This is a genomic window from Carnobacterium pleistocenium FTR1 (genome assembly GCF_000744285.1).
Taxonomy (GTDB): domain Bacteria; phylum Bacillota; class Bacilli; order Lactobacillales; family Carnobacteriaceae; genus Carnobacterium_B; species Carnobacterium_B pleistocenium.
Genome location: NZ_JQLQ01000002.1, coordinates 597,352 through 621,319 on the forward strand (window position 1 = coordinate 597,352; position 23,968 = coordinate 621,319).

Annotated in this window: 24 protein-coding genes and 1 pseudogene; 20 read left to right on the forward strand and 5 right to left on the reverse strand. The window is 34.9% G+C overall.

Going from position 1 to position 23,968, the window contains the following annotated elements:
- The first annotated feature begins 4 nt into the window (after positions 1-4).
- Positions 5-2,857, forward strand: coding sequence for a YhgE/Pip domain-containing protein (locus BP17_RS03030; protein WP_035051511.1), 2,853 nt, complete (start codon positions 5-7; stop codon positions 2,855-2,857).
- A gap of 54 nt (positions 2,858-2,911) precedes the next feature.
- On the opposite strand, the gene BP17_RS03035 is transcribed toward BP17_RS03030, so the two are convergent.
- Both BP17_RS03035 and BP17_RS03040 read right to left on the reverse strand, forming a co-directional pair.
- A complete protein-coding gene (locus BP17_RS03035) occupies positions 2,912-3,643 on the reverse strand; it encodes an amino acid ABC transporter ATP-binding protein (protein WP_035051513.1) in 732 nt (243 codons plus the stop codon).
- Positions 3,636-5,087 (reverse strand): amino acid ABC transporter substrate-binding protein/permease, encoded by a 1,452-nt coding sequence (locus BP17_RS03040; protein ID WP_035051515.1) that lies wholly within the window; start codon positions 5,085-5,087, stop codon positions 3,636-3,638. The genes BP17_RS03035 and BP17_RS03040 overlap by 8 nt, the downstream gene beginning before the upstream one ends.
- Before the next feature lie 188 nt (positions 5,088-5,275).
- On the opposite strand from BP17_RS03040, the gene BP17_RS03045 reads away from it, so the two are divergent.
- Complete coding sequence (locus tag BP17_RS03045; RefSeq protein ID WP_035051517.1) at positions 5,276-5,836, forward strand: GNAT family N-acetyltransferase; 561 nt, start codon at positions 5,276-5,278, stop codon at positions 5,834-5,836.
- 23 nt (positions 5,837-5,859) lie between these two features.
- On the opposite strand, the gene BP17_RS03050 is transcribed toward BP17_RS03045, so the two are convergent.
- From BP17_RS03050 to BP17_RS03060, 3 genes are all read right to left on the reverse strand, one after another.
- Positions 5,860-6,402, reverse strand: coding sequence for an LURP-one-related/scramblase family protein (locus BP17_RS03050; protein ID WP_035051519.1), 543 nt, complete (start codon positions 6,400-6,402; stop codon positions 5,860-5,862).
- A 122-nt stretch (positions 6,403-6,524) separates the two neighbouring features.
- Positions 6,525-6,689 (reverse strand): YvrJ family protein, encoded by a 165-nt coding sequence (locus tag BP17_RS03055; RefSeq protein ID WP_231549456.1) that lies wholly within the window; start codon positions 6,687-6,689, stop codon positions 6,525-6,527.
- A 111-nt stretch (positions 6,690-6,800) separates the two neighbouring features.
- The gene (locus tag BP17_RS03060; RefSeq protein ID WP_035051524.1) at positions 6,801-7,709 is read right to left on the reverse strand and encodes a Cof-type HAD-IIB family hydrolase; all 909 of its coding nucleotides are present in this window, start codon (positions 7,707-7,709) and stop codon (positions 6,801-6,803) included.
- 207 nt (positions 7,710-7,916) lie between these two features.
- On the opposite strand from BP17_RS03060, the gene BP17_RS03065 reads away from it, so the two are divergent.
- The 18 genes and pseudogenes from BP17_RS03065 to BP17_RS03140 all read left to right on the forward strand — a co-directional run bounded on the left by BP17_RS03065 (position 7,917) and on the right by BP17_RS03140 (position 23,913).
- Positions 7,917-8,597, forward strand: a complete 681-nt coding sequence (locus BP17_RS03065; protein ID WP_035051527.1) for a uracil-DNA glycosylase — start codon at positions 7,917-7,919, stop codon at positions 8,595-8,597.
- 220 nt (positions 8,598-8,817) lie between these two features.
- The gene (locus BP17_RS03070) at positions 8,818-9,507 is read left to right on the forward strand and encodes a GntR family transcriptional regulator (RefSeq protein ID WP_035051528.1); all 690 of its coding nucleotides are present in this window, start codon (positions 8,818-8,820) and stop codon (positions 9,505-9,507) included.
- 1 nt (position 9,508) lies between these two features.
- On the forward strand, positions 9,509-10,435 hold the full coding sequence (gene citG / locus BP17_RS03075) for a triphosphoribosyl-dephospho-CoA synthase CitG (RefSeq protein ID WP_051910425.1): 927 nt from the start codon (positions 9,509-9,511) through the stop codon (positions 10,433-10,435).
- Positions 10,436-10,751: 316 nt separating this feature from the next.
- Positions 10,752-12,068 (forward strand): CitMHS family transporter, encoded by a 1,317-nt coding sequence (locus BP17_RS03080; RefSeq protein ID WP_035051530.1) that lies wholly within the window; start codon positions 10,752-10,754, stop codon positions 12,066-12,068.
- A 94-nt stretch (positions 12,069-12,162) separates the two neighbouring features.
- Positions 12,163-12,381, forward strand: a complete 219-nt coding sequence (locus BP17_RS03085; protein WP_035051532.1) for a hypothetical protein — start codon at positions 12,163-12,165, stop codon at positions 12,379-12,381.
- A gap of 20 nt (positions 12,382-12,401) precedes the next feature.
- Complete coding sequence (locus BP17_RS03090) at positions 12,402-12,785, forward strand: biotin/lipoyl-containing protein (protein WP_035051534.1); 384 nt, start codon at positions 12,402-12,404, stop codon at positions 12,783-12,785.
- 15 nt (positions 12,786-12,800) lie between these two features.
- A complete protein-coding gene (locus BP17_RS03095; RefSeq protein ID WP_035051537.1) occupies positions 12,801-13,922 on the forward strand; it encodes a sodium ion-translocating decarboxylase subunit beta in 1,122 nt (373 codons plus the stop codon).
- A 63-nt stretch (positions 13,923-13,985) separates the two neighbouring features.
- Positions 13,986-14,120, forward strand: a complete 135-nt coding sequence (locus tag BP17_RS13720; RefSeq protein WP_051910426.1) for an OadG-related small transporter subunit — start codon at positions 13,986-13,988, stop codon at positions 14,118-14,120.
- Between the two features lie 47 nt (positions 14,121-14,167).
- A complete protein-coding gene (gene citC, locus BP17_RS03100; protein WP_035051539.1) occupies positions 14,168-15,205 on the forward strand; it encodes a [citrate (pro-3S)-lyase] ligase in 1,038 nt (345 codons plus the stop codon).
- Positions 15,202-15,519, forward strand: coding sequence for a citrate lyase acyl carrier protein (gene citD / locus BP17_RS03105; RefSeq protein WP_035051541.1), 318 nt, complete (start codon positions 15,202-15,204; stop codon positions 15,517-15,519). The genes citC and citD overlap by 4 nt, the downstream gene beginning before the upstream one ends.
- Positions 15,507-16,394 (forward strand): citrate (pro-3S)-lyase subunit beta, encoded by an 888-nt coding sequence (gene citE, locus BP17_RS03110; protein ID WP_035051543.1) that lies wholly within the window; start codon positions 15,507-15,509, stop codon positions 16,392-16,394. The genes citD and citE overlap by 13 nt, the downstream gene beginning before the upstream one ends.
- Before the next feature lies 1 nt (position 16,395).
- Complete coding sequence (citF, locus tag BP17_RS03115; RefSeq protein WP_035051545.1) at positions 16,396-17,934, forward strand: citrate lyase subunit alpha; 1,539 nt, start codon at positions 16,396-16,398, stop codon at positions 17,932-17,934.
- A gap of 25 nt (positions 17,935-17,959) precedes the next feature.
- Entirely contained in the window at positions 17,960-18,514 is a 555-nt protein-coding gene (gene citX / locus BP17_RS03120; RefSeq protein WP_035051549.1) for a citrate lyase holo-[acyl-carrier protein] synthase, read from the forward strand.
- Between the two features lie 6 nt (positions 18,515-18,520).
- On the forward strand, positions 18,521-19,906 hold the full coding sequence (locus BP17_RS03125) for an oxaloacetate decarboxylase subunit alpha (RefSeq protein WP_035051552.1): 1,386 nt from the start codon (positions 18,521-18,523) through the stop codon (positions 19,904-19,906).
- A gap of 324 nt (positions 19,907-20,230) precedes the next feature.
- On the forward strand, positions 20,231-21,592 hold the full coding sequence (locus BP17_RS03130) for a DUF1576 domain-containing protein (protein ID WP_035051554.1): 1,362 nt from the start codon (positions 20,231-20,233) through the stop codon (positions 21,590-21,592).
- Positions 21,593-21,649: 57 nt separating this feature from the next.
- Positions 21,650-21,766 (forward strand): annotated as a pseudogene (locus BP17_RS13235) (uracil-DNA glycosylase); the annotation flags it as partial.
- A gap of 55 nt (positions 21,767-21,821) precedes the next feature.
- Positions 21,822-22,664, forward strand: coding sequence for a phosphate acetyltransferase (gene pta / locus BP17_RS03135; RefSeq protein ID WP_035051556.1), 843 nt, complete (start codon positions 21,822-21,824; stop codon positions 22,662-22,664).
- Positions 22,665-23,274: 610 nt separating this feature from the next.
- Positions 23,275-23,913, forward strand: a complete 639-nt coding sequence (locus BP17_RS03140) for an NAD(P)-dependent oxidoreductase (protein WP_035051559.1) — start codon at positions 23,275-23,277, stop codon at positions 23,911-23,913.
- Positions 23,914-23,968 lie beyond the last annotated feature (55 nt).

The window sequence follows — 23,968 nt, forward strand, 5'->3', positions numbered from 1 at the left end:
GTTGATGGAAATGTTAAAGAAAGAATGGAAGCAATTAGTCTCTAATAAAATGATGCTGATTTCTTGTATCGTCATTTTATTTATTCCAATCATGTATGCAGGTTTCTTTTTGAAATCAAATTGGGATCCATATGGAAATACAGATAAATTGTCTGTAGCTGTTGTTAATTTAGATCAATCAGTTGATTATCAAGGTAAAAAACTGGATATCGGTTCTGACGTAATCCAAAAACTTAAGGAAAATGATGCACTGGATTGGCATTTTGTGTCTCAAGAGGAAGCTCAAGACGGGTTGAAGAATCGTGAATATTATATGGTAATGACTTTACCAGCAGATTTTTCAACAGACGCTTCAACATTGATGGAGACGAATCCAGAAAAAATGACCATTGAATACGAAACAAATGGGTCATTGAATTATATTGGAGAAGTTATCAGTAAGGCAGCTGCTAAAGATATTAAAGCAGAAGTATCTTCAAATGTAACAAAAGCTTACACAGAAACAGTTTTTGAACAGATTAGCACGATTGGAACAGGTTTTTCAAAAGCGTCTGAGGGTGCCGAGGAAATAGATGATGGAACAGGGAAATTGGCAGATGGCAGTCTCCAATTAACCAAAAATTTGGAGACATTATCTTCAAGTACGTTGGCTTTTAAAGAAGGAACGGAAACACTCGAAATTGGACTAACGGATTATACAGATGGAGTAGCCCAAGTTAATGATGGCGTGACCCAGTTAGACAATGGAATCAATACATTGTCCTCAAAAGTAGACCCACTAGAAAAAGGTGGATTACTTTTAGAGAATGGATCAACTAAGTTGACCAATGGAATTAAGGCTTACACTGATGGTGTTTCACAATTAGTTGATGGGACTAAGACCTTGAATGAAAATTCTGCAGCATTACGAAATGGGACAATTGAACTCAATAATGGTGTAAATCAAGTTAAAACAGGTAGCGACCAGTTATTAACGGGTTTGAATCAGCTGTCAACAGAGTTAGACAAAAGTTTAACAACAGAAAATACGGAGCAGCTGCAATTTCTAATGGAAAACTTAAGTTCAATGGATGAGGGAATTCAAAAATTAAATTCTTTTCTCAATGAACAAACGAGTGGAGCTGACTTTAGCGGTATCCAAACGAATTTACAGCAAGCAGGCTCAAGTTTAACTGAAGTTGCTCAAGATACCGGGAAAACGGGAGAGAGCTTAACTAAAGTAACAGCTACCGTTAAAACGCTTGAGGAAAAGATTCAAGAAAATAAGGGAACTACCACTTCAGCATTATCTGGTACAGATGCATTCAAGAGTTTGTCTTCTGAACAGCAAACTGAATTGCTGAATACTTTAGAAACAACAGCAACTAATCAAAATACTAGTGAATTAACTGAATTAACGCTAATAAAAGATCAACTAGACAATACAAGTCAAACTGTAGCCCAAACGGCATCAGATACTGCTGAAGCAGGCAGTTCGTTAACCAATTTGCAAACGGAATTAACAACGATCAGTGGATTAACTGATCAGTTAACGAGTCTAAAAACACAAATAGCTACATTAGCTCAAAGTTCAGCACGGTTATTGCCAGCAACAAATCAAGCAATGGGTGAGCTTATGGATGGTCTAGCAAATGTACAGTTAGTCTTAGAACAACAAGGAAATGATTCAAATAAAGGAATCATCCAAGGAATGACCGAATTAAATCAAGGTTTAGTCGCGATTCAAAGCGGTTTATCTGGACAGAATGGTTTAGTAGCTGGGGTAACAAGTTATACTAATGGTGTAAACATGTTGCGATCCGGAACGGCTGATTTAGATGCAAATTCAACCGCACTTAATGCGGGTTCTGAAAACTTGAGTAATGGGTTAGGGGAATTGACGTCACAATTGCCAAATCTAATTGAAGGAATCACTCAATTAGGCAATGGGTCAACACAATTAATCGAAGGAACGGCTCGTCTAAATGCTAATTCAGCTCGTCTAAACAATGGAGCAACTAGTTTAGCTGATGGATCAACAAAAATCAGTGAAGGCTCTCAAGCGTTGAGTGAAGGATCTAAAACACTTGGAAGTGGAATCGATACTTTGAAAAATGGAACCAATCAGTTGGCAACGAGTTTGTTAGCAGGTGCATCAGAGGTCAATGATGTAAATGCTACGAATGAAACAACTGATATGTTTGCAAGTCCAATAGCATTAAAACAGGAAAAATATAGTGAAGTACCAAATTATGGAGCAGCATTAGCACCTTATATTATGTCGATGGCTTTGTATATTGGAGCAGTTGTCTTCACGACGATCTACCCTGTACGCAAGAGAGCACTTGAAGGGAAATCAAGTTTGGCTTGGTGGCAAAGTAAAACTTCGGTAGCTATGCTCGTTGCGAGTTTGATGGCTGTTCTTGAATGTGGAATCTTGTTAATGCTTGGTTTAGAAGTCTTATTTGTTGGGAAATTTTTCCTATTGGCTATTCTTACTTCACTAGCCTTTATGTCGATTGTATTAATGCTCGTTGTCGCATTCGACAATGTAGGCCGCTTTTTGGCAATGGTATTACTTGTTGTGCAGCTAGGCGGTTCGGGTGGGACATTCCCAATACCGTTAACGAATTCTTTTTTTCAAACCATTCATTTATTTTTGCCGATGTCGTATTCTGTTTATGGATTTAGGCAAGCTATCAGCAATGGTTTAGGTGATGCTATTTATTGGAGAACGATTTTTATTATGATCAGTATAATTTTGGTTTTTAATGGCTTGCTGATGCTAACGATGTATACTCTACAAAAAAAGAGCGTTAGAGTTAAAGAAAATGATACAGAAGAAATAAAAGTGTTAGCTGAGGTACAAGATAGATAAAACTGTAAATAAAAAAGGTTCTCCACTACGATTTATGTAGTGAAGAACCTTTTTTTAGACTAAAACTTTTTCTAAAAAGTTTTTAGTCCGTTCGTGTTGTGGACTATTAAAGATTTGTTCAGGCTTGCCTTCTTCAACGATGTAGCCGCCATCCATAAAGATAACGCGGTCAGCTACTTCTTTAGCAAAGCCCATTTCATGAGTTACAACTAGCATAGTCATACCTTGATCTGCTAATTTTTGCATTACCGCAAGCACGTCTCCAACCATTTCTGGGTCAAGGGCACTGGTTGGTTCGTCAAACAGCATAATATCCGGATTCATTGCCAATGCACGTGCAATAGCTACACGCTGTTTTTGACCACCAGATAATGATTTAGGGTAGTCATTGGCTTTTTCAGAAAGTCCAACTGTTTCTAACAGTTCCAAGCCGTGTTTTGTTATCGCTTCTTTGGAATCTATTTTAAGTTCTTTAGGTGCTAACGTAATATTTTCTAAAACCGTTAGATGAGGAAATAAATTGAATTGTTGAAAAACCATTCCAACATTTTCCCGCACTTTATTGATGTCTTGTTTTGGATCGGTTAAGTCAAAGTCATCGATGATCACTTTTCCGCCAGTAATATCTTCTAAAGCATTCATACAGCGAAGAAAGGTACTTTTACCAGAACCTGAAGGGCCAATGATACAAACTACTTCACCTTCTTGAACTTCGACATTCAGGTCTTTTAAAACTTCTAATTTCCCAAAACTCTTCTTTAAATGTTCAACTTTTAGTTTAGTCATTTGATAATCTCCTTTCAAGATAATTTGAAAATTTCGTCAGGATCGTGATAATAATGATATACATCAATCCAACGATCAACCACATATTTCCAGAAGAGTAGGTACGTGCAATAATAATTTTTCCGGTTTGAGTCAATTCAACGATTCCAATAACCGATAGAATTGAAGTATCTTTAAGTGTAATAACAAATTGATTGATAAATGATGGAATCATAATTTTAAAAGCTTGCGGCAAAACAACTTTACGCATAGACGTATTGTAAGTCAGGCCTAAACTTCTTGAAGCCTCTAATTGGCCAGTATCTACTGCTTGGATACCCCCACGAACCAATTCAGCAATGTAAGCTGCTGTATTTAAACTCAATGTGATCACACCAGCAACATAAGCTGGTATTTGAATATTTAAAAATTGTGGGATAGAGAAGTAGATGAAAAAGGCCAAAACAATCAAAGGAATACCACGTAAAATATCTACGTAAATCATAGCTATCCAATTTAATGTTTTGTTGGGAGAAGCGCTAAATAAACCAAATACAACACCCAGGATTGTAGCAATAATAAAAGCTGTAATAGTTAATAAGAGCGTTCTACCAACACCTTTTAGTAATTCTCCACCATTCTGTTGGATTAGACCAAAGAAACCAAGATTAGAAGTTTCTTCTTGAGCTGTTTCTCCAAGATAATTATTCAGAATTTCATCATAAGTTCCGTTTGCACGAATATTGATCAATCCATTATTAAACATTTCTAACAATTCAGCATTTTGATCTTTATTTACTGCAAATCCGTAATTGTCCCCTGGTTCAGGGGCTGTAGGTATTTGTAAGGCTAATCCTGATTGAATAGCATAAGCCATTACGGGATAATCTTCAAAAGCGGCGTCTGAGTTTCCGGTTTGAACATCCTCGTACATATTTGCAGAATCTTCAAATGTATTTACTTCAAAGCCGTACTCCTCTTGAATAGACTCAGCAAAAGCAGCACCAGTTGTTCCAACTTTGATAGCAACTGTTTTACCTTCTAAGTCTTCATAAGAAGTGATTTCATTGTTATCTGCTGAGATGGCCATAACTACACCACTCTCAAAGTATGGTTCAGAAAAATCGAATGACTCTTGACGTTCGGGTGTGATGCTCATTCCGGCAATCATACCATCTACTTGATTTGTTTCTAAAGCTTGTAAAGCAGCACTAAATCCCAAAGGGCGTAGTTCATAATTGAAACCTTGGTCTATGGCAATTGCATCTAACAAGTCAACATCTATTCCTTGATATTCACCATTAGCATCTTTGAATTCAAAGGGAGCAAAAGTAACATCGGTTCCAATAATATAAGTTTTGGCTGTTTCTTGTGCGGAAACGGTGCTAGGTAATAAGATAGCGAAGATTACTGTAAGTAATAGAGTTGTTGTAAGTGTGAAAATTGATCGTTTCTGTAAATTCATAAAAACCCTCCTTGTATAAGTTATTATTTTAATTTAAGTTTAAACCAAATGCAACAATAATGTAATCTAATTATGTGAGATATTCTAACATGAGCTTGTTTTGTTGGTTTTTTTAAACAGTTGATTAGCTATCTTTTGTTCGTTATGATGGTAATAGAAGATAAAGTCTAATTAAGTGGGTGATAAAAATGATACGTAAAGCTGAAATTTCAGATATTGATCAACTAGTGGAATGGGTCTGGATCATTTTAGAAGATATGGAGCTAACATTATTGAAAAAAGCAGATCCAATTATATTGAAAGACATGATGAAACAAGCTATGGAAGATAAAAATTATCGCTATAGTTATCATCGTGCGCTTATCAGTATCCGTGAAGGAAAAAGAGCAGGTGTCTGTTTTGGTTATAGAGGTAAGTTGGAGCCTACAATTGATAAAGCTTTTAATGAAAAATTAGAATCAATTGGGATAAAAGAACCATTATTTCAGGATGCTGAAACTGTTTCAGGGGAGTGGTACTTGGATTCACTGGTGACAGATGTAAACTTTAGAGGTCAAGGCGTAGCAACTGAATTGTTAAAAACCATACCGGCTATTGCTAAGTCAGAAAATGAAGAAATCATTGGTCTGAATTGTGACCAACAAAATAAAAAAGCACAGCAACTATACCTTAATATCGGCTTCAAAAAAGTTTGGGAGTGTAAAATTGGCCATCATTTATATGATCATATGCAGTGGGAAGTCCATTAAAAAAACATTGATCGATTATAAAATCAGATCAATGCTTTACGTATCGAATAAAGCGGCCGAATTGCACGGATGAATCTTTTCCTTGCGACATCTGGTAAGCGCGTTAAAGTGAGATCATCTACAATTAAAGCAAGACATATGCAAATCGGAGCATGCTGAGCTTCTGGGATGAGCAACGTATAGTAATCTCCAAATGAAGTGTAAGATTTGTTCATCTCCATTATTAATTGCCCTTTACAGCGTACAGTGTAGGCATGGTTGTAAAAATCTCCGGTTACCATCCAATCTAGCGGCGCAACTTTAAAATAAACATTTTTTAAGTTACGGTGTTTAGTGATTGAGCCAGCTCGTTTACCTTGAATATAAATATCAAATTTAGGAAGTAAGGATAATACGGTTTGTTTTACTTTTACAAGCATTGTTCCGTCTATGCTATATAAAGATAACGTATCACCAACTCTACCCCATTTTCCCGAAATAAGGTATAGATCTTTACCAAGTTCATTTTTAACGAGTATCTTCTCGTGCTTGGAAACATAGTCTTGTTTCATATATAGAAGTACCATAACAAACGCCCCTCCAAAAGTGAATTAAGCGGATACATTTTTTCTTAATTATACCAAAGATTAATGCAAAGCGAAATGAAAAATAATTGGAAAAAACCCACCTTAAACAGGAGGGCTTTTTTTCATATAGCTGATTTAATGGCTTGACCTAGCTCGTGCAGAGCTTTAACCACGTCATCAAGTTTTGTTTCCATACGCTGAAGCAGAAACAATGCGATAAAGATGGGAAAACCAACATTACCAATAATTTCTGTTACAGTAGATAGCCACTGTGTACTTGCATCCATGTTGCACTCTCCTTTCATGTATTAGATAGGGTAACCGAATTGTTAGCCTACTAGTAACAACGAAAAAGAAAGAAGAAGTGTTACTCCAAAACTGGTTGAGCTATTGATTTTTTAATCATTACTTTTTATAATTTCGGGAGCTTTAGCTGAATCCAGCTTATCATCTAATGCAAGTTGGATTGCGTGTGCTACCCCATGATTATTGTTGCTGGTCGTGCGGTACTTAGCATATGTTTTGACTTCTTCTTCAGCATTTTCCATGGCAAAACTGTATCCTGCTACTTTTAGCATTGATACATCATTGAAGTTATCCCCTAATGTCATAATATTTTCAAGCGGGATATTCAACTTTTTTGCAGCTGCTTCAAGAGCAATCCCTTTTTGGGCATTAATATTATTGATTTCAATGTTATTGACAAAGGAAGCTGTAATAGCAAGATTTCCTGATTTTTCAAGTTCTGTTGAAAGTGGTCCAAGTACTTTACGACCATCATCACTAAACGCGATAATTTTTAAAATTTCAATAGATTCATCGTGGACAAGTTGGTCATAATCCTCAACATAATTGATATTCATGATTTCTAAACGAGCTGCTGCTAAAACTACTGCCATTTTGTAAGTAGTATCTGGATTCGTTTCATACAATAAAGAAGCAACGGATTCGATACGTTTCGATTTATTGTCTGAATAGATTCCGTTCGATGTGGTCATTTCACAATAAAGATTTCTTTCTTTGATTTCGGATACGATTTCGTGTACCGTTTTTTTGTCAATGCCAATATTTTGAATAACTTGACCTTCTTCATTGTAAACCTGAGCCCCATTAAGAGTGATAAATGAACAATTTATACCTACTTCTTTAAGTAACGGTTGTGCTTCTGTAAACCCTCGTCCTGTAGCCACCATAAAATGAATGCCTTGTTTCATAGCTTCTTTAATGGCTTTGGTATTTGTTTCAGAAACTTTCATCTTCTCGTTTAATAATGTTCCATCCATATCAGATACAATAAGCTCTATCATTTTTGTTCCTCCCAAGATTTGTTTGTATTACTAATTTTACCATTAATAGTAAGAAAATAAACGCATAAAGCCTTTTTTATTATGATTTTTCAAAATTAAGAAGCTATAGAAAGTTAGAAATCAAACCAAAAGATAGCACTTGTTAGAAAGTGGGAATTCTTGTAGGATAGAAATAAAGTCTGTTAAAAAGACAAGGAGGAAAGTGTAGTGACCTTACCTGTAGAAAATGATTGGCTACCAATTTTGCAAGAACAAATGCTTACATCCTCTTATCAGTCATTGAAACAATTCCTGGCACATGAGTATCAAGAAACGGTGGTTTATCCAGAAATGCATCATATTTGGCAAGCCTTTGAATGGACTCCTTATCATGAAGTGAAAGTAGTGATTTTAGGACAAGATCCTTATCATGGACCGCATCAAGCTCATGGATTGAGTTTTTCTGTTTTACCAAATGTGAAAATTCCACCCTCATTAGTTAATATATATAAAGAATTAGAGAGTGATTTAGGGATACCTCCTGCAAACCATGGCTATTTGGAAGCTTGGGCTAAACAAGGTGTATTGTTGTTAAATACTGTTTTAACGGTTCAAAAAGGACAAGCTCACTCACATAAAGGGAAGGGATGGGAAGTGCTGACGGATGCCGTTATTAAAAAATTGAGCGATCGAGACCAACCGATGGTATTTATTTTGTGGGGGACCCCTTCGATAAAGAAAAGAATATTGATCGATGAAACCAAACATGTTGTGCTGACTTCTGTTCATCCAAGTCCTTTATCAGCTTATCGCGGCTTCTTTGGGTCAAAACCATTTTCTAGGGCGAATGAGGCGTTGACCCAGTTTGGAGAAACCCCCATTGACTGGAAATTGCCAGATTCTGTTTAATAAATAAGATCAAATAGGATCTTTTCTGTAAAAAGTAATCCTGCAAGTATAAGTAAATTGAAAAAGATAAATGCAAAGTAATTTTCTTAATTTGTATTTATCTTTTTAATTTGCATTTAAAGGTTTCAATTAAAGATAGAATATAATTTTGTGGTGCTTTATAATAAAAGGAAGTAACCGTTTTAAAAATAAGGGAAATTAAAGCATTTGGGGGAGTACCATGGAGGATTATATTGGAGAAATTATAAGATTTACAGATATGAAACAACATAAGACTTTAAATGAAATTGTTTTTGAAGGTATACGGAAGGCTATTATTAAAGGCATTCTTCCAATTGGGGAAAGAATTAATGAAAAAGAATATGCTGAACGCATGAATATTAGTAGGACACCTATTAGAGAAGCCTTAAATCGATTAGAAAAAGAAGGACTCGTTGAATGTATCCCGCATTATGGAGTTATCGTAAAAAAAATTACAATTGATGATGCTAAAGAAATCTATCAAATCCGTAAAGCATTAGATATTCTTGCAACTAAGAATGCAATGAAATTAATGACAAAAAAACAATTTGAAGAATTAAGAAATCTTTTAGAAGAAACAGAAAAATTAAATGAACAGAATGAAGATCTTGATGTAGTCATTAAATTGTTTTCCGAATTCAATGGAAAAATTTATCAATATAGTCACATGCCAAGGCTAACGAATATGGTAACTAAGTTGAGAGAATATTTAATGCGATTTAGGGATATTTCTTTAAGGGGAGAAGAACGTAGAAAAAAAGCTCTTAGTGAACATTGGATGATTTATCGCGCTATGTGTAACCAAGATGAAACACAGGTCAATATGATTATTAAAGAACATTTAAGCTATTCTGAAAAATTTATTATAAAAGAAATGGAAAAACAATAAAATGGAAAAAATACAAATGGATGCCTCTATTTCAAACAATATAGAATTAAATCAGATAGCAATTCAACTAGCAAAGTATGCTCAGCAAGCAATACTTTATGAAGCGGTCCTTTCTCCAAAGCCAGGTCTAGTTGATGCAGTAGATAATGGGTCACACACAGATATGACTATTTATACTTTTTTAGATAGTTCTTCTAGTCTTTTTAAAGGATTTGTCCAGTTTGCTCAAATCGGACTTTCTTGGAAAAGCACATCAAAAGAATTATTAAAAGCGATACGTCCTGTTGGAGTAGAAGCTGAAAAGCAAATGTTTGAAGAAACAAATGGAATCAATACACATAAAGGAATCATTTTTTCAATGGGCTTATTTTTAGCTGCAGCAGGAAAAGTTTATCAGGAATCAAAAAAAAAGACTGATAAATTAGGAAGGTTTTCAGAACAAGATACAGATAAGATTTTTAAAGAGATTTTAAGAATGACAGTGGGACTAGTTTCGAATGATTTTAAAACTATAAAAGCCAAAAAAAAATTGACAAATGGAGAGAAATTGTATGTGGAATATGGAATAACAGGAATTCGAGGAGAAGCAGAGAATGGGTATCCCGTAGTAAGAAGGCTTGCTTTACCTCAATTAAGAAAAACTAAGTGTGAAGAATCTACACAAGTACGCTTATTAGATGTCTTATATCAGCTGATGGCCTTCTCAGAAGACTCAAATATTTTACATCGTGCTGGAATAGAAGGATTAGAGTATGTACAGCAAGAAGCTGAAAAATTTATAAAAGATGGGTCTATGAAACAGATTAAAGCATTTGAAAGAGTTAGAAAAATGAACAAACAATTTGTTAGTAAACAGATCAGCCCAGGCGGAAGTGCAGATTTACTTAGCGTAACATTATTTCTTGGGAAATTAGAGGGTATCATCTAGTAAGATTAACAAGGAGTTTTAAGTATAATTTAAAAGCCTCATTAAAATGATGAATTTCTAAATTCATTCATCATTTTAATGAGGCTTTTATATGCTGAATTTCAGTATGAGTTAATAATTATACACTATCTTATTTAAGATTAAAAGAAAAATTGAGGACTTTCAATGTACTTGTATTTCTTTTCGTGTGTATTGATTATTTATGCTGTGTTTCTGTTTTTTCTTGTGTGTATAGGCTAAAACGGATTGTTGAAAGCGGTTAATTATACTATACTTTTAATGTGATCACGTATAAAAATTAAAGGAGTGTATAAGGATGATAACATTTTTTTCTTACGCTATGATAGTTGTTTTTATGTTTTTAATCATTAGAAAGAAATTAACACCATTTTCAGCATTAGTTTTGGTGCCAGTTATTTTTGGAGCTGTAGGAGCTATTTTTGGTATTTTCCCTAAATCAATTGGAGATATGGCATTACAAGGTATTCAAGATACTTCAACAACCGGAATTATGTTGTTATTTGCCATTTTATATTTTTCAATTATGTTAAATACTGGGTTGTTTGATCCAGTGACAAATTTTGTTATCCGAGTTTCTAAAGGAGATCCCGTAAAGATACTTATAGGGACTGCAATTGTTGCTGCAATGGTATCACTAAATGGTGATGGAACAACGACTACTTTAATAACTTGTACGGCCTTCCTTCCAATTTACAAAAAACTAAATTTAAAAATTATGAATTTTGCTGTAATTGTTATTTTGATGAATACTATCATGAATCTTCTTCCTTGGGGAGGTCCTACTGCACGTGTAATTGCTGTACTAGGAATTAATGAACAAGGTATTTTAAGAGCCCTTATGCCTGGAATGATCGCCGCAATCATTTATATGATCGGCGTTGCTTACTATATGGGACTTAAGGAACGAAAACGATTAGGTATTCAAGTAATGTCAGAAACAGAATTATTAGCTCTAACTACAACATCTACTCCTGAAGAAGAAGCATTGAAGCGTCCAGATAAAATTTGGATCAATGCTATTCTGACATTTGTACTTATTGCTATGCTAATGGCTGGAACGTTCCCTTCTGCAGTGTTGTTTTTAGTAGGAACAGTTTTAGCGCTAGTAATTAACTATAGAAGTTTAAAAGAACAAAAACAACGGATTCAAGTAAATGCTGGTGATGCAGTTCAAGTAGTTATTTTAGTATTGGCAGCTGGTATCTTCATGGGTATCTTTACAGGTACTGGAATGGCAGATGCCTTGGCATATAATTTAGCTACCATTATTCCAGAAAGCTGGGGGAATTATTGGGGATTGATTGTTGCTGTTATCTCAGCTCCGGGGACCTTCTTCTTATCAAATGATGCTTTTTACTTCGGTGTACTACCTATTCTAGCTGAAGCAGGAGCGAAATATGGATTTACAGTGCAAGAAATAGGAGTAGCTTCACTTCTAGGACAAGCATTCCATTTACTAAGTCCGCTGGTAGCCTTTATATACTTACTACTTAATTTAACTGGATTAGAAATGGGAGGATGGCAAAAAGAATCAGCTAAGTGGGCAATTGGCATCTTCGTTATCTTTATCGTCGTATCTGGTGTTACAAGTGCAGTTCCTTTAATAAAATAAACATGAAAAAAACAGTATAAACAGTAAAAAAAACGTAGCAGGTACGAAAACATAATACAATGAATGTATTAAGTAATAGAGTAGGAGGGTAGGGATGGGATTCCTAAGTAGCATCAAAAAAATGTTTGACAAGCAGCCAGAAGAAGCAAATGCTAATTCAATTAATGTAAGAAATAATGAAGTTGCAGAATATACTGGACTACCAATGTCAAAAAAAGAAAAAGAAATAGTAGCTGTCATTTGTTCAGCAGGTGCAGCAAAAAATTATAAAGATAGTGAATTTACAATTAAGAAAATAATAAAAACTAAATAATAAGAAATGAGGCTACATAAATGTTGAGAAAATTTAAAATAAACATTAACGATAAATCTTATGATGTAGAAATGGAAGAAATGGGAACTCCGCAACAAAATTTAGATACAGCATCAGCGCCACAAATTAACACTATGCCAGCAAGCTCAGCAGTAGCTACATTAGCACCAACTTCTACAAATTTTGGAGAAGGAGAGCCTACCCTAGCTCCAATGCCAGGAACAATTATTGATATACGAGTAAAAGTTGGAGATCAAATCGTAGAAAATCAAGTATTACTAGTGTTAGAAGCTATGAAAATGGAAAATGAAATTGTGGCAACAAAGAGCGGAACCGTTGCAGCTTTACATGTAATAAAAGGAGAAGCAATTGATGTAGGAAACCCTATGATAACAATTGTTTAATAGAGGAGCGATAAAATGGACACGTTATTAGCAGGTATTACATCTATTACATTTGGACAAATCGTTATGATGGCCATTGGTGGTCTACTGATGTACTTAGGAATAAGAAAAGAATATGAGCCAACTCTTTTAGTCCCAATGGGATTAGGAGCAATCTTAGTAAATTTCCCTGGATCTGGATTAGTTACTCAGGTTTCAAATGGAATAGAGACAGAAGGAGTACTAGACTTACTATTTGATTTCGGTATCTCAACTGAACTGTTTCCCTTACTAATTTTTATTGGAATTGGAGCAATGATTGATTTTGGTCCGCTTTTACAAAAACCATTTATGTTTTTATTTGGTGCTGCAGCACAATTCGGTATCTTCTTCACTATTATAGTAGCTGTTTTATTTGGATTTAATTTAGAACAAGCTGCATCTATTGGTGTTATCGGTGCTGCGGATGGTCCAACATCTATCTTTGTTGCAAACCAACTAGCACCGGATTTAATTGGCCCTATTACGATTGCTGCCTATTCTTACATGGCTTTAGTTCCAATCATTCAACCTATAGCTATTAAAGCAGTGACCACAAAAAAAGAACGACAAATACGAATGGAATATAAAGCTGAAAGTGTATCAAGAATGACGAAAATAGTCTTTCCATTAGTAGTAATAGTAATATCAGGTTTGATTGCTCCAGTATCCTTACCTTTAGTTGGATTTCTAATGTTTGGGAATCTTCTTAGAGAATGTGGCGTATTAAATCGATTAAGTCAAACCGCACAAAATGAATTAGTAAATCTAGTTTCTATTCTATTAGGTTTAACAATTGCATCAAAAATGACTGCTGATCAGTTTTTAAATATCCAAACGCTAATGATTATTGCATTTGGACTAGTAGCATTTGTGATGGATACGATTGGAGGAGTATTATTCGCAAAATTATTAAATGTATTTAGAAAAGAAAAAATTAATCCAATGATTGGTGGTGCGGGAATTTCCGCATTTCCAATGTCAAGTCGCGTAGTTCAAAAAATGGCAACACAAGAAGATCCACAAAACTTTATCTTGATGTACTCTGTTGGAGCAAATGTATCAGGTCAAATAGCATCTGTTGTTGCTGGAGGACTTATTTTATCTTTCTTTGGATAAATAGACAAATGGTAAATAAGAGAAAAAAATGGTATTTACCAAAAGAAAAGAGGTTTGAAAGTTATGTTATTCGATAATCCCCTAATTGTGCAAGCATTTGAAGTTATGGCTTTTGGTATGGGTGGAACCTTCTTTGTTTTATTCATATTGTATTTGGCCAGTCTGTTATTATTAAAAATATTTCCAGCTAAAAAATAAGATTTAAAATGAATAGTTCTTTTATGCTAGAAAGTAGGCAAGTGATAATGTCCTATCAAGTAAGGCAATTGCTTATCAAACGTAATGAAAAAGATTACGAAAAATGGGGAAATTTCCTTATTCATGCAGATATTCGTCCAGAAAAGAATGTCGATTACACAGTTGGGTTATTTGATGGAGATGAATTGATTGCAACTGGATCAACAGCAAAAAATGTTTTAAAATGCATCGCCATTTGTAAAAAATATACAGGTGGTGGAGTTATTAATCAAATGGTTTCACATTTGATAAATGTTATTTTTGAAAATGGCGAATCAACTTGTTATGTCTACACTAAGCCAGAGTCTAAACAATCCTTTGAATATTTAGGTTTTAAAGAGTTAGCACGTGTTCCTGATGAATTAGTATTTATGGAAAAAGCTGTTTTTGGTTTTCAAGATTATTTGTTGAAGTTGCAAAGCCAAAAAAGAGAAGGGAAAAGGATAGCCGGCATCGTAATGAACGCTAACCCTTTTACGAAGGGGCATTTGTATTTAATTGAGAAGGCCGCACAAGAGAATGATGTGGTTCACTTGTTTGTCTTATCAGAGAATATTTCGGATTTTCCAACCCCAGTTCGAATAAAACTTGTTCAAGAGGGTGTAGTACATTTGGAAAATGTTTTTGTCCAGGAAACTGGAAACTATATGGTGTCGGCTGCAACTTTCCCTTCATATTTTTTAAAAGAAAAAAGTTCTGTCACAAAAATACAAGCAACCTTAGATGCCATTATCTTCAAAGATTCGATTGCTCCAATGCTAAATATCCATTATCGCTATGCGGGAGAGGAGCCTTTTTCTGTGGCAACTAATCTTTATAATGAAGCGATGAGAGAAGTCTTTGCGGATAAAATAAAACTTATTATTTTACCGCGAAAAAAGATAGAAGATGAAGTGATCAGTGCATCGAGAGTAAGACGATTACTGGTGGAAGACAACCTGAAAGCAATTGAAAAACTCGTTCCAAAAAGTACTTTTAATTATCTAGTATCAGAAGAAGGCAAAAAAATACAGGAAAAAATAAAGAAAAGGAGTGATTTTTTATGACTTTACAAATTTCAAAACAGGCTATTGCCGGAACGTTAGAATCTTCAGATCTTCAAATTATTATTGATCAAAATGTTGGCAATGGTATTGATATTGAACTAAATAGCAGTGTCAAGAAACAATATGGCAAACAAATTGAAGCAGTAATTAAAGAAACGTTAGCAAATTTAGGCATAACAGAGGCTAAATTAGTTGTTGAAGATAGAGGGTCCTTGGATTGTACTGTCATCGCTCGAACAATTGCAGTAGTTCATCGCTCTTCTGGTATAACAGAAAATTATGACTGGGAGGGAATTGAAAAATGGAACGTTTAAGAAGAACAATGATGTTCGTCCCTGCAAGTAATGCTGGAATGTTGAAAGATGCTAATATCTATGGTGCGGATTCAATTATGTTCGATTTAGAAGATGCTATTTCACTTAAAGAAAAAGATACTTCACGTTTTCTTGTTTACCAAGCCGTTAAAACATTAGATTTTGAGGGAACAGAGACAGTAGTAAGAATTAATGCTCTAGATGCAGGCGGAAAAGATGATATTCACGCGTTAATTCGTGCTGGAATAGATGTTATTCGTTTGCCTAAGACAGAAACTGCTCAAGATATTATTGATGTTGAAAAAGTAATCGAAGAAGCAGAAAGACAATGCAATCGAAAAATTGGCTCCACTAAAATGATGGCTGCCATAGAGAGTGCCACAGGGGTTTTGAATGCTCCAGCTATTGCTCTCTCAAGTAAAAGATTGATTGGAATTGCGTTGGGTGCCGAAGATTATGTAACAAATATGCACACAAAACGCTATCCAGATGGTCATGAACTACATTTTGCAAGAAGCATGATTCTTCATGCAGCCCGAAATGCTGGAATTGCAGCTATTGATACAGTCTATTCAGATGTTGAAAATGAAGAAGGCTTACGTAATGAAGTTGAATTGATCAAACAATTAGGGTTCGATGGAAAATCAGTGATCAATCCTCGTCAAATTCCAATCGTAGATGCGGTATTTTCACCGACAAATAAAGAAATTGAAAATGCAAAAAATGTGCTTTATGCAATTGAAGAAGCTGAAAGTAAAGGCTCCGGAGTTATTGCTTTAAATGGAAAAATGATTGATAAACCAGTTGTAGAAAGAGCTCAAAGAGTCTTGATGTTAGCAGAAGCTGCTGGTTTATACAGAAAGGGAGACAAATAACATGGTTGAGAATAAAGTTGGAAGAGAAATACCAAAAGAATTCGTTGATCAATATGGTGTATTTGAAGGTGCCCAGGCTAGAAAACTATCTTATCAAAGGGCTGCAGCAAAAGTAACTGCTGGACAAATAGGAGCTAAAAAAATGGTTTCTTCTGTTCGTGAAGCTATTGAAAAAAGTGGTTTGAAATCTGGCATGACTATTTCTTTCCATCATCATTTTAGAGAAGGCGATTATGTCATGAACATGATTATGGATGAAATCGCAGAGATGGGCATCAAGGATCTTTCTATCGCACCAAGTTCGATTGCAAATGTTCATGAACCATTGATTAAGCACATTAAAAATGGAGTAGTGACAGCTATCACATCCAGTGGTTTAAGAGATAAATTAGGCGCAGAAATTTCAAAAGGAATAATGAAAAAACCTGTGATTATTCGTTCACATGGCGGCCGTGCAAGAGCTATAGAAACGGGCGATATTCATATTGATGTTGCTTTCATCGGAGCACCAAGTTCGGATGAATACGGGAACGTAAACGGTTCTCACGGAAAAGCGACTTGCGGTTCTCTAGGATATGCAAAAGTAGACGCAAAATATGCGGATAAAGTTGTTGTGATCACAGATTCTTTGGTTCCTTATCCAAATACTCCAATCAGTATCCCACAAACAGATGTTGATATTGTAGTAGAAGTAGAAGCTATTGGAGATCCAGAGGGGATTGCTAAAGGAGCAACCCGATTTACTAAAAATCCAAAAGAATTATTAATTGCAGAATATGCAAGTAAGGTCATCATTAATTCGCCTTATTTCAAAGAAGGCTTTTCATTCCAAACGGGAACAGGCGGATCTTCACTAGCAGTTGCTAGCTATCTAAAAGAAAGCATGATAAAAAAAAGTATCAAAGCTAGTTACGTTTTGGGTGGAATTACACAACAAATGGTGGAATTACTAGAAGAAGGTTTAGTTGGAAAAATTATCGATGTGCAAAGTTTCGATAAAGGATCCGGTGTTTCACTAAAAAATAATGCAAACCATTATGAAATTGATGCTTCGATGTATGCCTCTCCATCTTCGAAGTCAGCTTTTGTTAACAATATTGATGTCGCTATTCTTTCTGCTCTGGAAATCGATACAGATTTCAATGTAAATGTATTGACAGGTTCTGATGGTATGATCCGAGGAGCATCTGGTGGACATTGTGATACGGCAGCAGGTTCAAAACTAAGTATCATCGTCGCCCCTCTTATTCGTGGAAGAATTACAACTGTTGTTGATAAAGTAAACACGGTCATTACTCCAGGAGAAAGTATTGATGTCGTTGTTACGGAAATTGGTATTTGCATAAATCCATTGCGACAAGATTTAATTGAACAGTTTAAAAATTTGTCAATTCCTCAATTTACGATAGAGGAATTAAAAGAAAAAGCATATGTAATCGCTGGTAAACCTGAAGACATTGAATACGAAGAAGATGTTGTGGTAGTCGTTGAATACCGTGATGGTAGTATTATTGATGTAGTTCGTAAAATTAAAGAATAGAATGACCTATGAACAGAGGAGAAGTATGATGAATGAAAATTTATTTCTAGAAGGATCTGTACCTTCCCTTGAAGAAGTTTTACAAACTCGTGAAAATCGAGCAAAACTTGAACAACAGCTTGTAAAGAAATTTGCTATGCCTCTTATTGCTTTTAAGCTAAACATTCCCGGCCCAGTTAAAAATAATGCTACTATCAAACGCATTTTTGAAGAAGGTTGTAACCAACTGCAAGAAGAATTGAAAAAGCTGAATAAGCCCATTTTATATGAAAAAAAATTAGATTTAAATACTGGGCCAGAGTATTTTTGTGTACAAGGTAAAATAGAAGATGCCTTTAGTTTGAAAAAAATGGCAGTAGCATTAGAAGAAAAAGGATTGGGACGTATTTATGATATCGATATTTTACGCAATAACGGTGGTCAAGCGGTATCTATTCAACGTACAGAACTTGAAATTCCAGTAAGAAAATGTTTTATTTGCGCTACCGAAGCTAAAGATTGTAGTCGAAATAGAACCCACAGCGTTTTAGACTTGCAGCTTAAGCTAACGGAAATTGTAAATGAAGAGATAGGGATGTGAAAAGCTGTGACCAAAAAAGTAAAATTTATGGAAACCATTCTTCGAGATGCACATCAAAGTTTAATTGCTACAAGAATGTCTACAGAAGAAATGTTACCAATTTTAAAAACGCTAGATGAAGCCGGTTATGAATCCTTAGAGGTCTGGGGGGGTGCAACCTTTGATGCTAGCTTACGTTACTTAAACGAAGATCCATGGGAAAGATTAAGAGCTATTCGCAAAGAAGTTAAAAATACGAAGTTACAAATGTTACTAAGAGGTCAAAACTTATTAGGTTATAAACATTATGCAGATGATGTAGTAGAAGCTTTCATCGAAAAAGCATTAGCAAATGGGATTGACACTATCAGAGTTTTTGATGCATTAAATGATATTAGAAACCTGGAAACAGCGATAAAATCAATTAGGAAATTTGGTGGACATTGTCAAGCAGCGATTTGTTATACGACAAGTGAAGTTCATACGGTTAGCTATTACGTTAATTTAGTAAAAGAAATGGAGGAGTTAGGAGCCCAATCCATTTGTATTAAAGATATGGCGGGTATTTTAACACCAAATAATGCCTATGAACTCATTAAAGCTCTAAAAGACATTACGGCATTGCCGATAGAAGTGCATACTCATGCAACAAGTGGGATTTCAGAAATGACTTATTTGAAATCGGTAGAAGCAGGGGCAGATATTATTGATACTGCTATTTCCCCATTTGCTGGAGGAACAAGCCAACCGTCTACTGAATCTATGTCCATTGCTTTAGAGGGAATAGGTTATGAAACAGGATTGAACATTGAAAAACTAAAAGAAATCGCGGATTACTTTAGACCAATCAAAGACAAATATTTGCAAAACGAAGTGCTTAATCCTAAGGTGTTAGCTACTGAGCCTAATACACTTTTGTACCAAGTTCCGGGTGGAATGTTATCTAATTTGTTGTCACAGATGAAAGAAGCGCATGCAGAAGACAAATATGAAGAAGTCCTTAGAGAAGTGCCAAGAGTCAGAGCTGATTTGGGTTATCCCCCTTTGGTAACACCTATGTCTCAAATGGTCGGAACACAAGCCTTTATGAATGTTTTAAATGGCGAACGGTATAAAATGATTCCGAAAGAAATTAAAGATTACGTCAAAGGATCATACGGTCAATCGCCTGTTCCTATAGCAGAAGAGATCAGACACAAAATAATTGGTGAGGAAAAAACTCTATCTGGACGTCCAGCTGATTTAATTAAACCAGAAATGGAAAAATATCGTGAAGAATTAGGTGATTTAGCTGAATCGACCGAAGATGTTCTAATGTATGCTTTATTTCCACAACTAGCAGAAACTTATTTAAAGAAACGTAAGGATCCGTTTTATGATATCCCAGTACAAACTGTTGCGGTAACAATGTAGAGGTTAATAGATAAAAATAAACAAAAAAAGGATTGAATCGAAGTAACCAACTTAGAAAAGTCAACAATTTTTAGCTTCTTGTTTCACGTTTAGAAAAGAGAAAGCAGACTGATTTAGTTAATTCTTATAACAGTCGCTTTCTCTCTTTTTTTCTTGTAATAAGCTTTTTATGTTGCCATCAAGTATCAGATTGCAAACTTTATAAACTGAGCTAAAAAATCCAACAAAACTAAAGTAAAGATCTGCTTTATTAAGACAGTTTAGCAAAATAAGCGATAAATATTATTTTACCTAACTATCTTCTAAGAAAGTGTGTTGAAAACGATGGAAACAACAGGTTATGCTAAAAGAGATCAAAAAAGAATCGTAACAGAACGTACGAAATATCTCTTTATCTTGTTTTTTACAATCTCAATGTTTGGTAGCGCTTTTTTGTTCAATACACCAAAAGAAATTCGAGATGGTAGCATTAAAATTCTTTTTTCTCCTGCTAATTTAGTGACAGATTATTTTGCTTTAGCTAATGTAGGAGCTGCCCTAGTCAATGCTTCATTAATGACTTTGAAAAGTTTATTTATCATTCGAAGGTCTCGATTATCTCTTTCGGGACCAATAGTTGCAGCTCTATTTACCATCGTTGGCTTTTCTTTATTTGGTAAAAATTTATATAATTCAATTCCAATCATTTTAGGGGTTCTTTTGTACGCAAAAGTTACTCAAACACCTTTTAAAAATTACTTGCTTTCAGCTTTATTTGGGACTGCACTAGCTCCATTAGTGAGTGAAGTTTCTTTTAATGTAGGGTTAACTCTACCCCTAGGGATGGTTTTAGGTTGCTTGTCGGGACTATTCATCGGATTTATTCTTCCACCTTTATCTCGTCATTTTATTAGTTTCCATAAAGGGTTTAGCTTGTACAATATTGGGTTCACAGCTGGTATTATTGGGATGGCTTTTATAGCTGTTTTAAGAGCTTATGGAATTGAAGTCAATGTAGTAAATTTGATTTCCAATGGGAACAATAAAAACTTTTCCTTTTTTCTTTATCCTCTATTCTCTTTTATGTTTTTTCTTGGAGTCTATTTCAATAATGGCAGTTTCAAAGGGTATAGGAAGTTTTTAGATGAAACTGGTATTGGAGGTACCGACTTTATAAAGAAGTATGGATTTGGATTGACTCTCATCAATATGGCTCTTTTAGGATTGATCTCTACTAGTTTTTCTCTTTTAGTTGGAGGAGAATTAAATGGACCTGTCCTTGGAGGTCTATTTACTGTTGTAGGTTTTGGAGCGTATGGAAAACATATAAAAAATGTTCCACCAATTTTAGTGGGTATTTTTATAGTTGGCTCATTTACGTCAGTCGAACTCTCATCCACAGCTTTTCTTTTAACCGCTCTTTTTGGAACAACATTAGCCCCTATTAGTGGTTACTATGGAACTTTTGCTGGTATCTTGGCAGGTGGTCTCCATATGGCAATGGCTGCAAATATTACCAATTTACATGCTGGAATGAATCTATATAATAATGGTTTCTCAGGGGGATTCATTGCAGCAATCTTAGTACCCTTACTAGAAGTGTTCCATTTTCACAAAAAGGAACGAGAAAATAAAAAAATGATTGAGCCACTCATTGACACAGAAGTTATAGATGATTTGAATCAGTCTGAGCGACGACAGCTTTAGACGAAAAAAGAAGAATGATATATATAAATAAGCATATTTCTAATATTGATTTATTAAAGTCCTATATCAGCTTATCGCGGCTTCTTTGGGTCAAAACCATTTTCTAGGGCGAATGAGGCGTTGACCCAGTTTGGAGAAACCCCCATTGACTGGAAATTGCCAGATTCTGTTTAATAAGCCCTTATAGGCGATGGGTCCAAAAGACTGTCATTTCTAAGCAAATAATAGTATGATGGGAAAGGATATAAAAAAAACAAAATTTGTGGAGGTAGTTAACGTGGAAAATATTGAAATTATTGATCCAGCTAACTATGATAAATTAGATGAAATGGTTGCTTCTTTTGTAGAACGTCGCAAAGGAAAAGTAACAGAAGAAAAAGCCATTGAATTATTAAAAGATGAAAATTATTTTGGTACAATGTTAACTTATATGGGATTAGTTGATGGTTTGGTAAGTGGATCGGTCCACTCAACAGGAGAAACAGTTCGTCCTGCATTGCAAATCATTAAAACAAAACCGGGCATTAGCCGTACAAGTGGTGCATTTATCATGATGCGTGGCCGTGGAAAAGAAAGATACTTATTCTCAGATTGTGCAATCAATGTAAATCCAAATGCTCAAGAATTAGCTGAAATTGCTGTAGAAAGTGCTAAAACAGCAGAAATGTTTGGCATTGAACCAAAAGTTGCTATGTTAAGCTTTTCAACTAGAGGATCTGCGGTTGCTGAAGAAGCTACTAAAGTTGCAGAAGCAACTAAAATTGCACAAGAATTAGCTCCTCAATACGAAATTGATGGCGAAATGCAATTTGATGCTGCATTTGTAGCTTCTGTTGCTGAACAAAAAGCACCAGGTTCAAAAGTTGCTGGACAAGCAAGTGTATTTGTTTTCCCTGAATTGCAATCAGGAAATATTGGCTACAAAATTGCTCAACGTTTTGGTAACTTTGAAGCTATTGGACCAATTTTGCAAGGATTAAACAAACCGATTTCTGATTTATCACGTGGATGTAATGAAGAAGATGTCTACAAATTAGCAATCATTACAGCTAATCAAACATTAATGGACTAAAAATATCCAAAAAATGACTAGGATATAACTAGCTGAACATAAGAAGAAGGATCTTTTTATCAGGAAACTGATGAGAAGATCCTTTTTTATTTTCTACCTATCCATTATTTTAAAAAGGTATTTAGTCAAATAATTTGAATAATTTAAAAAGAAATTTCTTCTGGCATAACGGCTTTGCTTGTGGAGAACCCTGGAAGCATCGGAAGCCTAAAAGGAAGTTGTCATGGTTGTTGCTTTAACAGCTTACAAACATGATACACTTGGGCATTATTTGCCCACAGTGCTTCATTTCAGGCTGCAAGCAACCCTTATTCAGCCAGAAATCTCAAATAAGTGATTTAAACTAACTTATTGATACTAAAATTTATAGACCCTATATCTCTGAATCATAAATTGAAGAGTACATTTATATGCATGTAGATTTTTAATAAAAAGAGTTAAAGGTTTGATAGCTAATTACAGTCTCATTTCTTATAGATGATTCCCTTTAAAACCAATAGTTGAATAGGCAATGAGGATTAGATCTATGGCCTATTCTTTTTTAGATAGAGATAGAATAGTTGCTCAATTGAATGCATTCTCATTATAATGAATAAAAGGAGGTAATCTAATGAAAATCGGAATTATCGGAGCAACAGGTAAATCAGGTTCAAAAATTTCAGCAGAGGCATTAATCAGAGGGCATGAAGTTGTTCCTTTGGTTCGAAATGCTGCCAAACTACCAGACAATGAGGATATTTTTTATATTGAAAAAGATTTATATGATTTAACATATAAAGATATAGAAAATTTAGATGTAGTAGTCGATGCATTTAACGCTCCAGTTGGAAAAGAAGAATTACATCAAACGAGTTTGGACTATATTGTATCTTTAGTGCAAGGCCATGAAACACCGCGTTTAATCGTTGTTGGTGGAGCAGGAAGTTTATACGTAGATGATGCAATGACAACACAGTTGATGGATACTCCAAATTTCCCTGAAGAAGCTAAACCGACAGCCTTTAACATGGGAAAAGCGCTTGATCGCTTAAAATTGGTTGAAGATACCAATTGGACTTATATTAGCCCATCTGCTTTTTTTAATTTTAAAGGATCAAGAACTGGAAAGTATCAAGTAGGCCAAGATCAGTTGTTAACCAATAGTAAGGGAGAAAGCGAAGTGAGCTATGCTGATTTTGCTCTTGCGCTGGTTGATGAGATTGAAAATCAGCAATTCATTAATCAACGGATAACGATATGCAGTGAATAAAGAGTTAGAAAAAAGAATGTTAAAGTTAAAACAATTATTTTAGCTACACTCAAAA

Bases quoted from the DNA above. Each gene is read 5' to 3' on its own strand.
- pta (WP_035051556.1), top strand. From the start codon at position 21,822: ATGATGGGAAAGGATATAAAAAAAACAAAATTTGTGGAGGTAGTTAAC.
- BP17_RS03090 (WP_035051534.1), top strand. From the start codon at position 12,402: ATGTTGAGAAAATTTAAAATAAACATTAACGATAAATCTTATGATGTA.
- BP17_RS03070 (WP_035051528.1), top strand. From the start codon at position 8,818: ATGGAGGATTATATTGGAGAAATTATAAGATTTACAGATATGAAACAA.
- BP17_RS03080 (WP_035051530.1), top strand. From the start codon at position 10,752: ATGATAACATTTTTTTCTTACGCTATGATAGTTGTTTTTATGTTTTTA.
- BP17_RS03095 (WP_035051537.1), top strand. From the start codon at position 12,801: ATGGACACGTTATTAGCAGGTATTACATCTATTACATTTGGACAAATC.
- BP17_RS03045 (WP_035051517.1), top strand. From the start codon at position 5,276: ATGATACGTAAAGCTGAAATTTCAGATATTGATCAACTAGTGGAATGG.
- citX (WP_035051549.1), top strand. From the start codon at position 17,960: ATGATGAATGAAAATTTATTTCTAGAAGGATCTGTACCTTCCCTTGAA.
- BP17_RS03040 (WP_035051515.1), bottom strand. From the start codon at position 5,087: ATGAATTTACAGAAACGATCAATTTTCACACTTACAACAACTCTATTA.
- BP17_RS03050 (WP_035051519.1), bottom strand. From the start codon at position 6,402: ATGGTACTTCTATATATGAAACAAGACTATGTTTCCAAGCACGAGAAG.
- citC (WP_035051539.1), top strand. From the start codon at position 14,168: ATGTCCTATCAAGTAAGGCAATTGCTTATCAAACGTAATGAAAAAGAT.
- BP17_RS03035 (WP_035051513.1), bottom strand. From the start codon at position 3,643: ATGACTAAACTAAAAGTTGAACATTTAAAGAAGAGTTTTGGGAAATTA.
- citF (WP_035051545.1), top strand. From the start codon at position 16,396: ATGGTTGAGAATAAAGTTGGAAGAGAAATACCAAAAGAATTCGTTGAT.
- BP17_RS13720 (WP_051910426.1), top strand. From the start codon at position 13,986: ATGTTATTCGATAATCCCCTAATTGTGCAAGCATTTGAAGTTATGGCT.
- BP17_RS03130 (WP_035051554.1), top strand. From the start codon at position 20,231: ATGGAAACAACAGGTTATGCTAAAAGAGATCAAAAAAGAATCGTAACA.
- BP17_RS03055 (WP_231549456.1), bottom strand. From the start codon at position 6,689: ATGGATGCAAGTACACAGTGGCTATCTACTGTAACAGAAATTATTGGT.
- BP17_RS03085 (WP_035051532.1), top strand. From the start codon at position 12,163: ATGGGATTCCTAAGTAGCATCAAAAAAATGTTTGACAAGCAGCCAGAA.
- BP17_RS03060 (WP_035051524.1), bottom strand. From the start codon at position 7,709: ATGATAGAGCTTATTGTATCTGATATGGATGGAACATTATTAAACGAG.
- BP17_RS03030 (WP_035051511.1), top strand. From the start codon at position 5: ATGGAAATGTTAAAGAAAGAATGGAAGCAATTAGTCTCTAATAAAATG.
- citD (WP_035051541.1), top strand. From the start codon at position 15,202: ATGACTTTACAAATTTCAAAACAGGCTATTGCCGGAACGTTAGAATCT.
- citE (WP_035051543.1), top strand. From the start codon at position 15,507: ATGGAACGTTTAAGAAGAACAATGATGTTCGTCCCTGCAAGTAATGCT.
- citG (WP_051910425.1), top strand. From the start codon at position 9,509: ATGGAAAAAATACAAATGGATGCCTCTATTTCAAACAATATAGAATTA.
- BP17_RS03140 (WP_035051559.1), top strand. From the start codon at position 23,275: ATGAAAATCGGAATTATCGGAGCAACAGGTAAATCAGGTTCAAAAATT.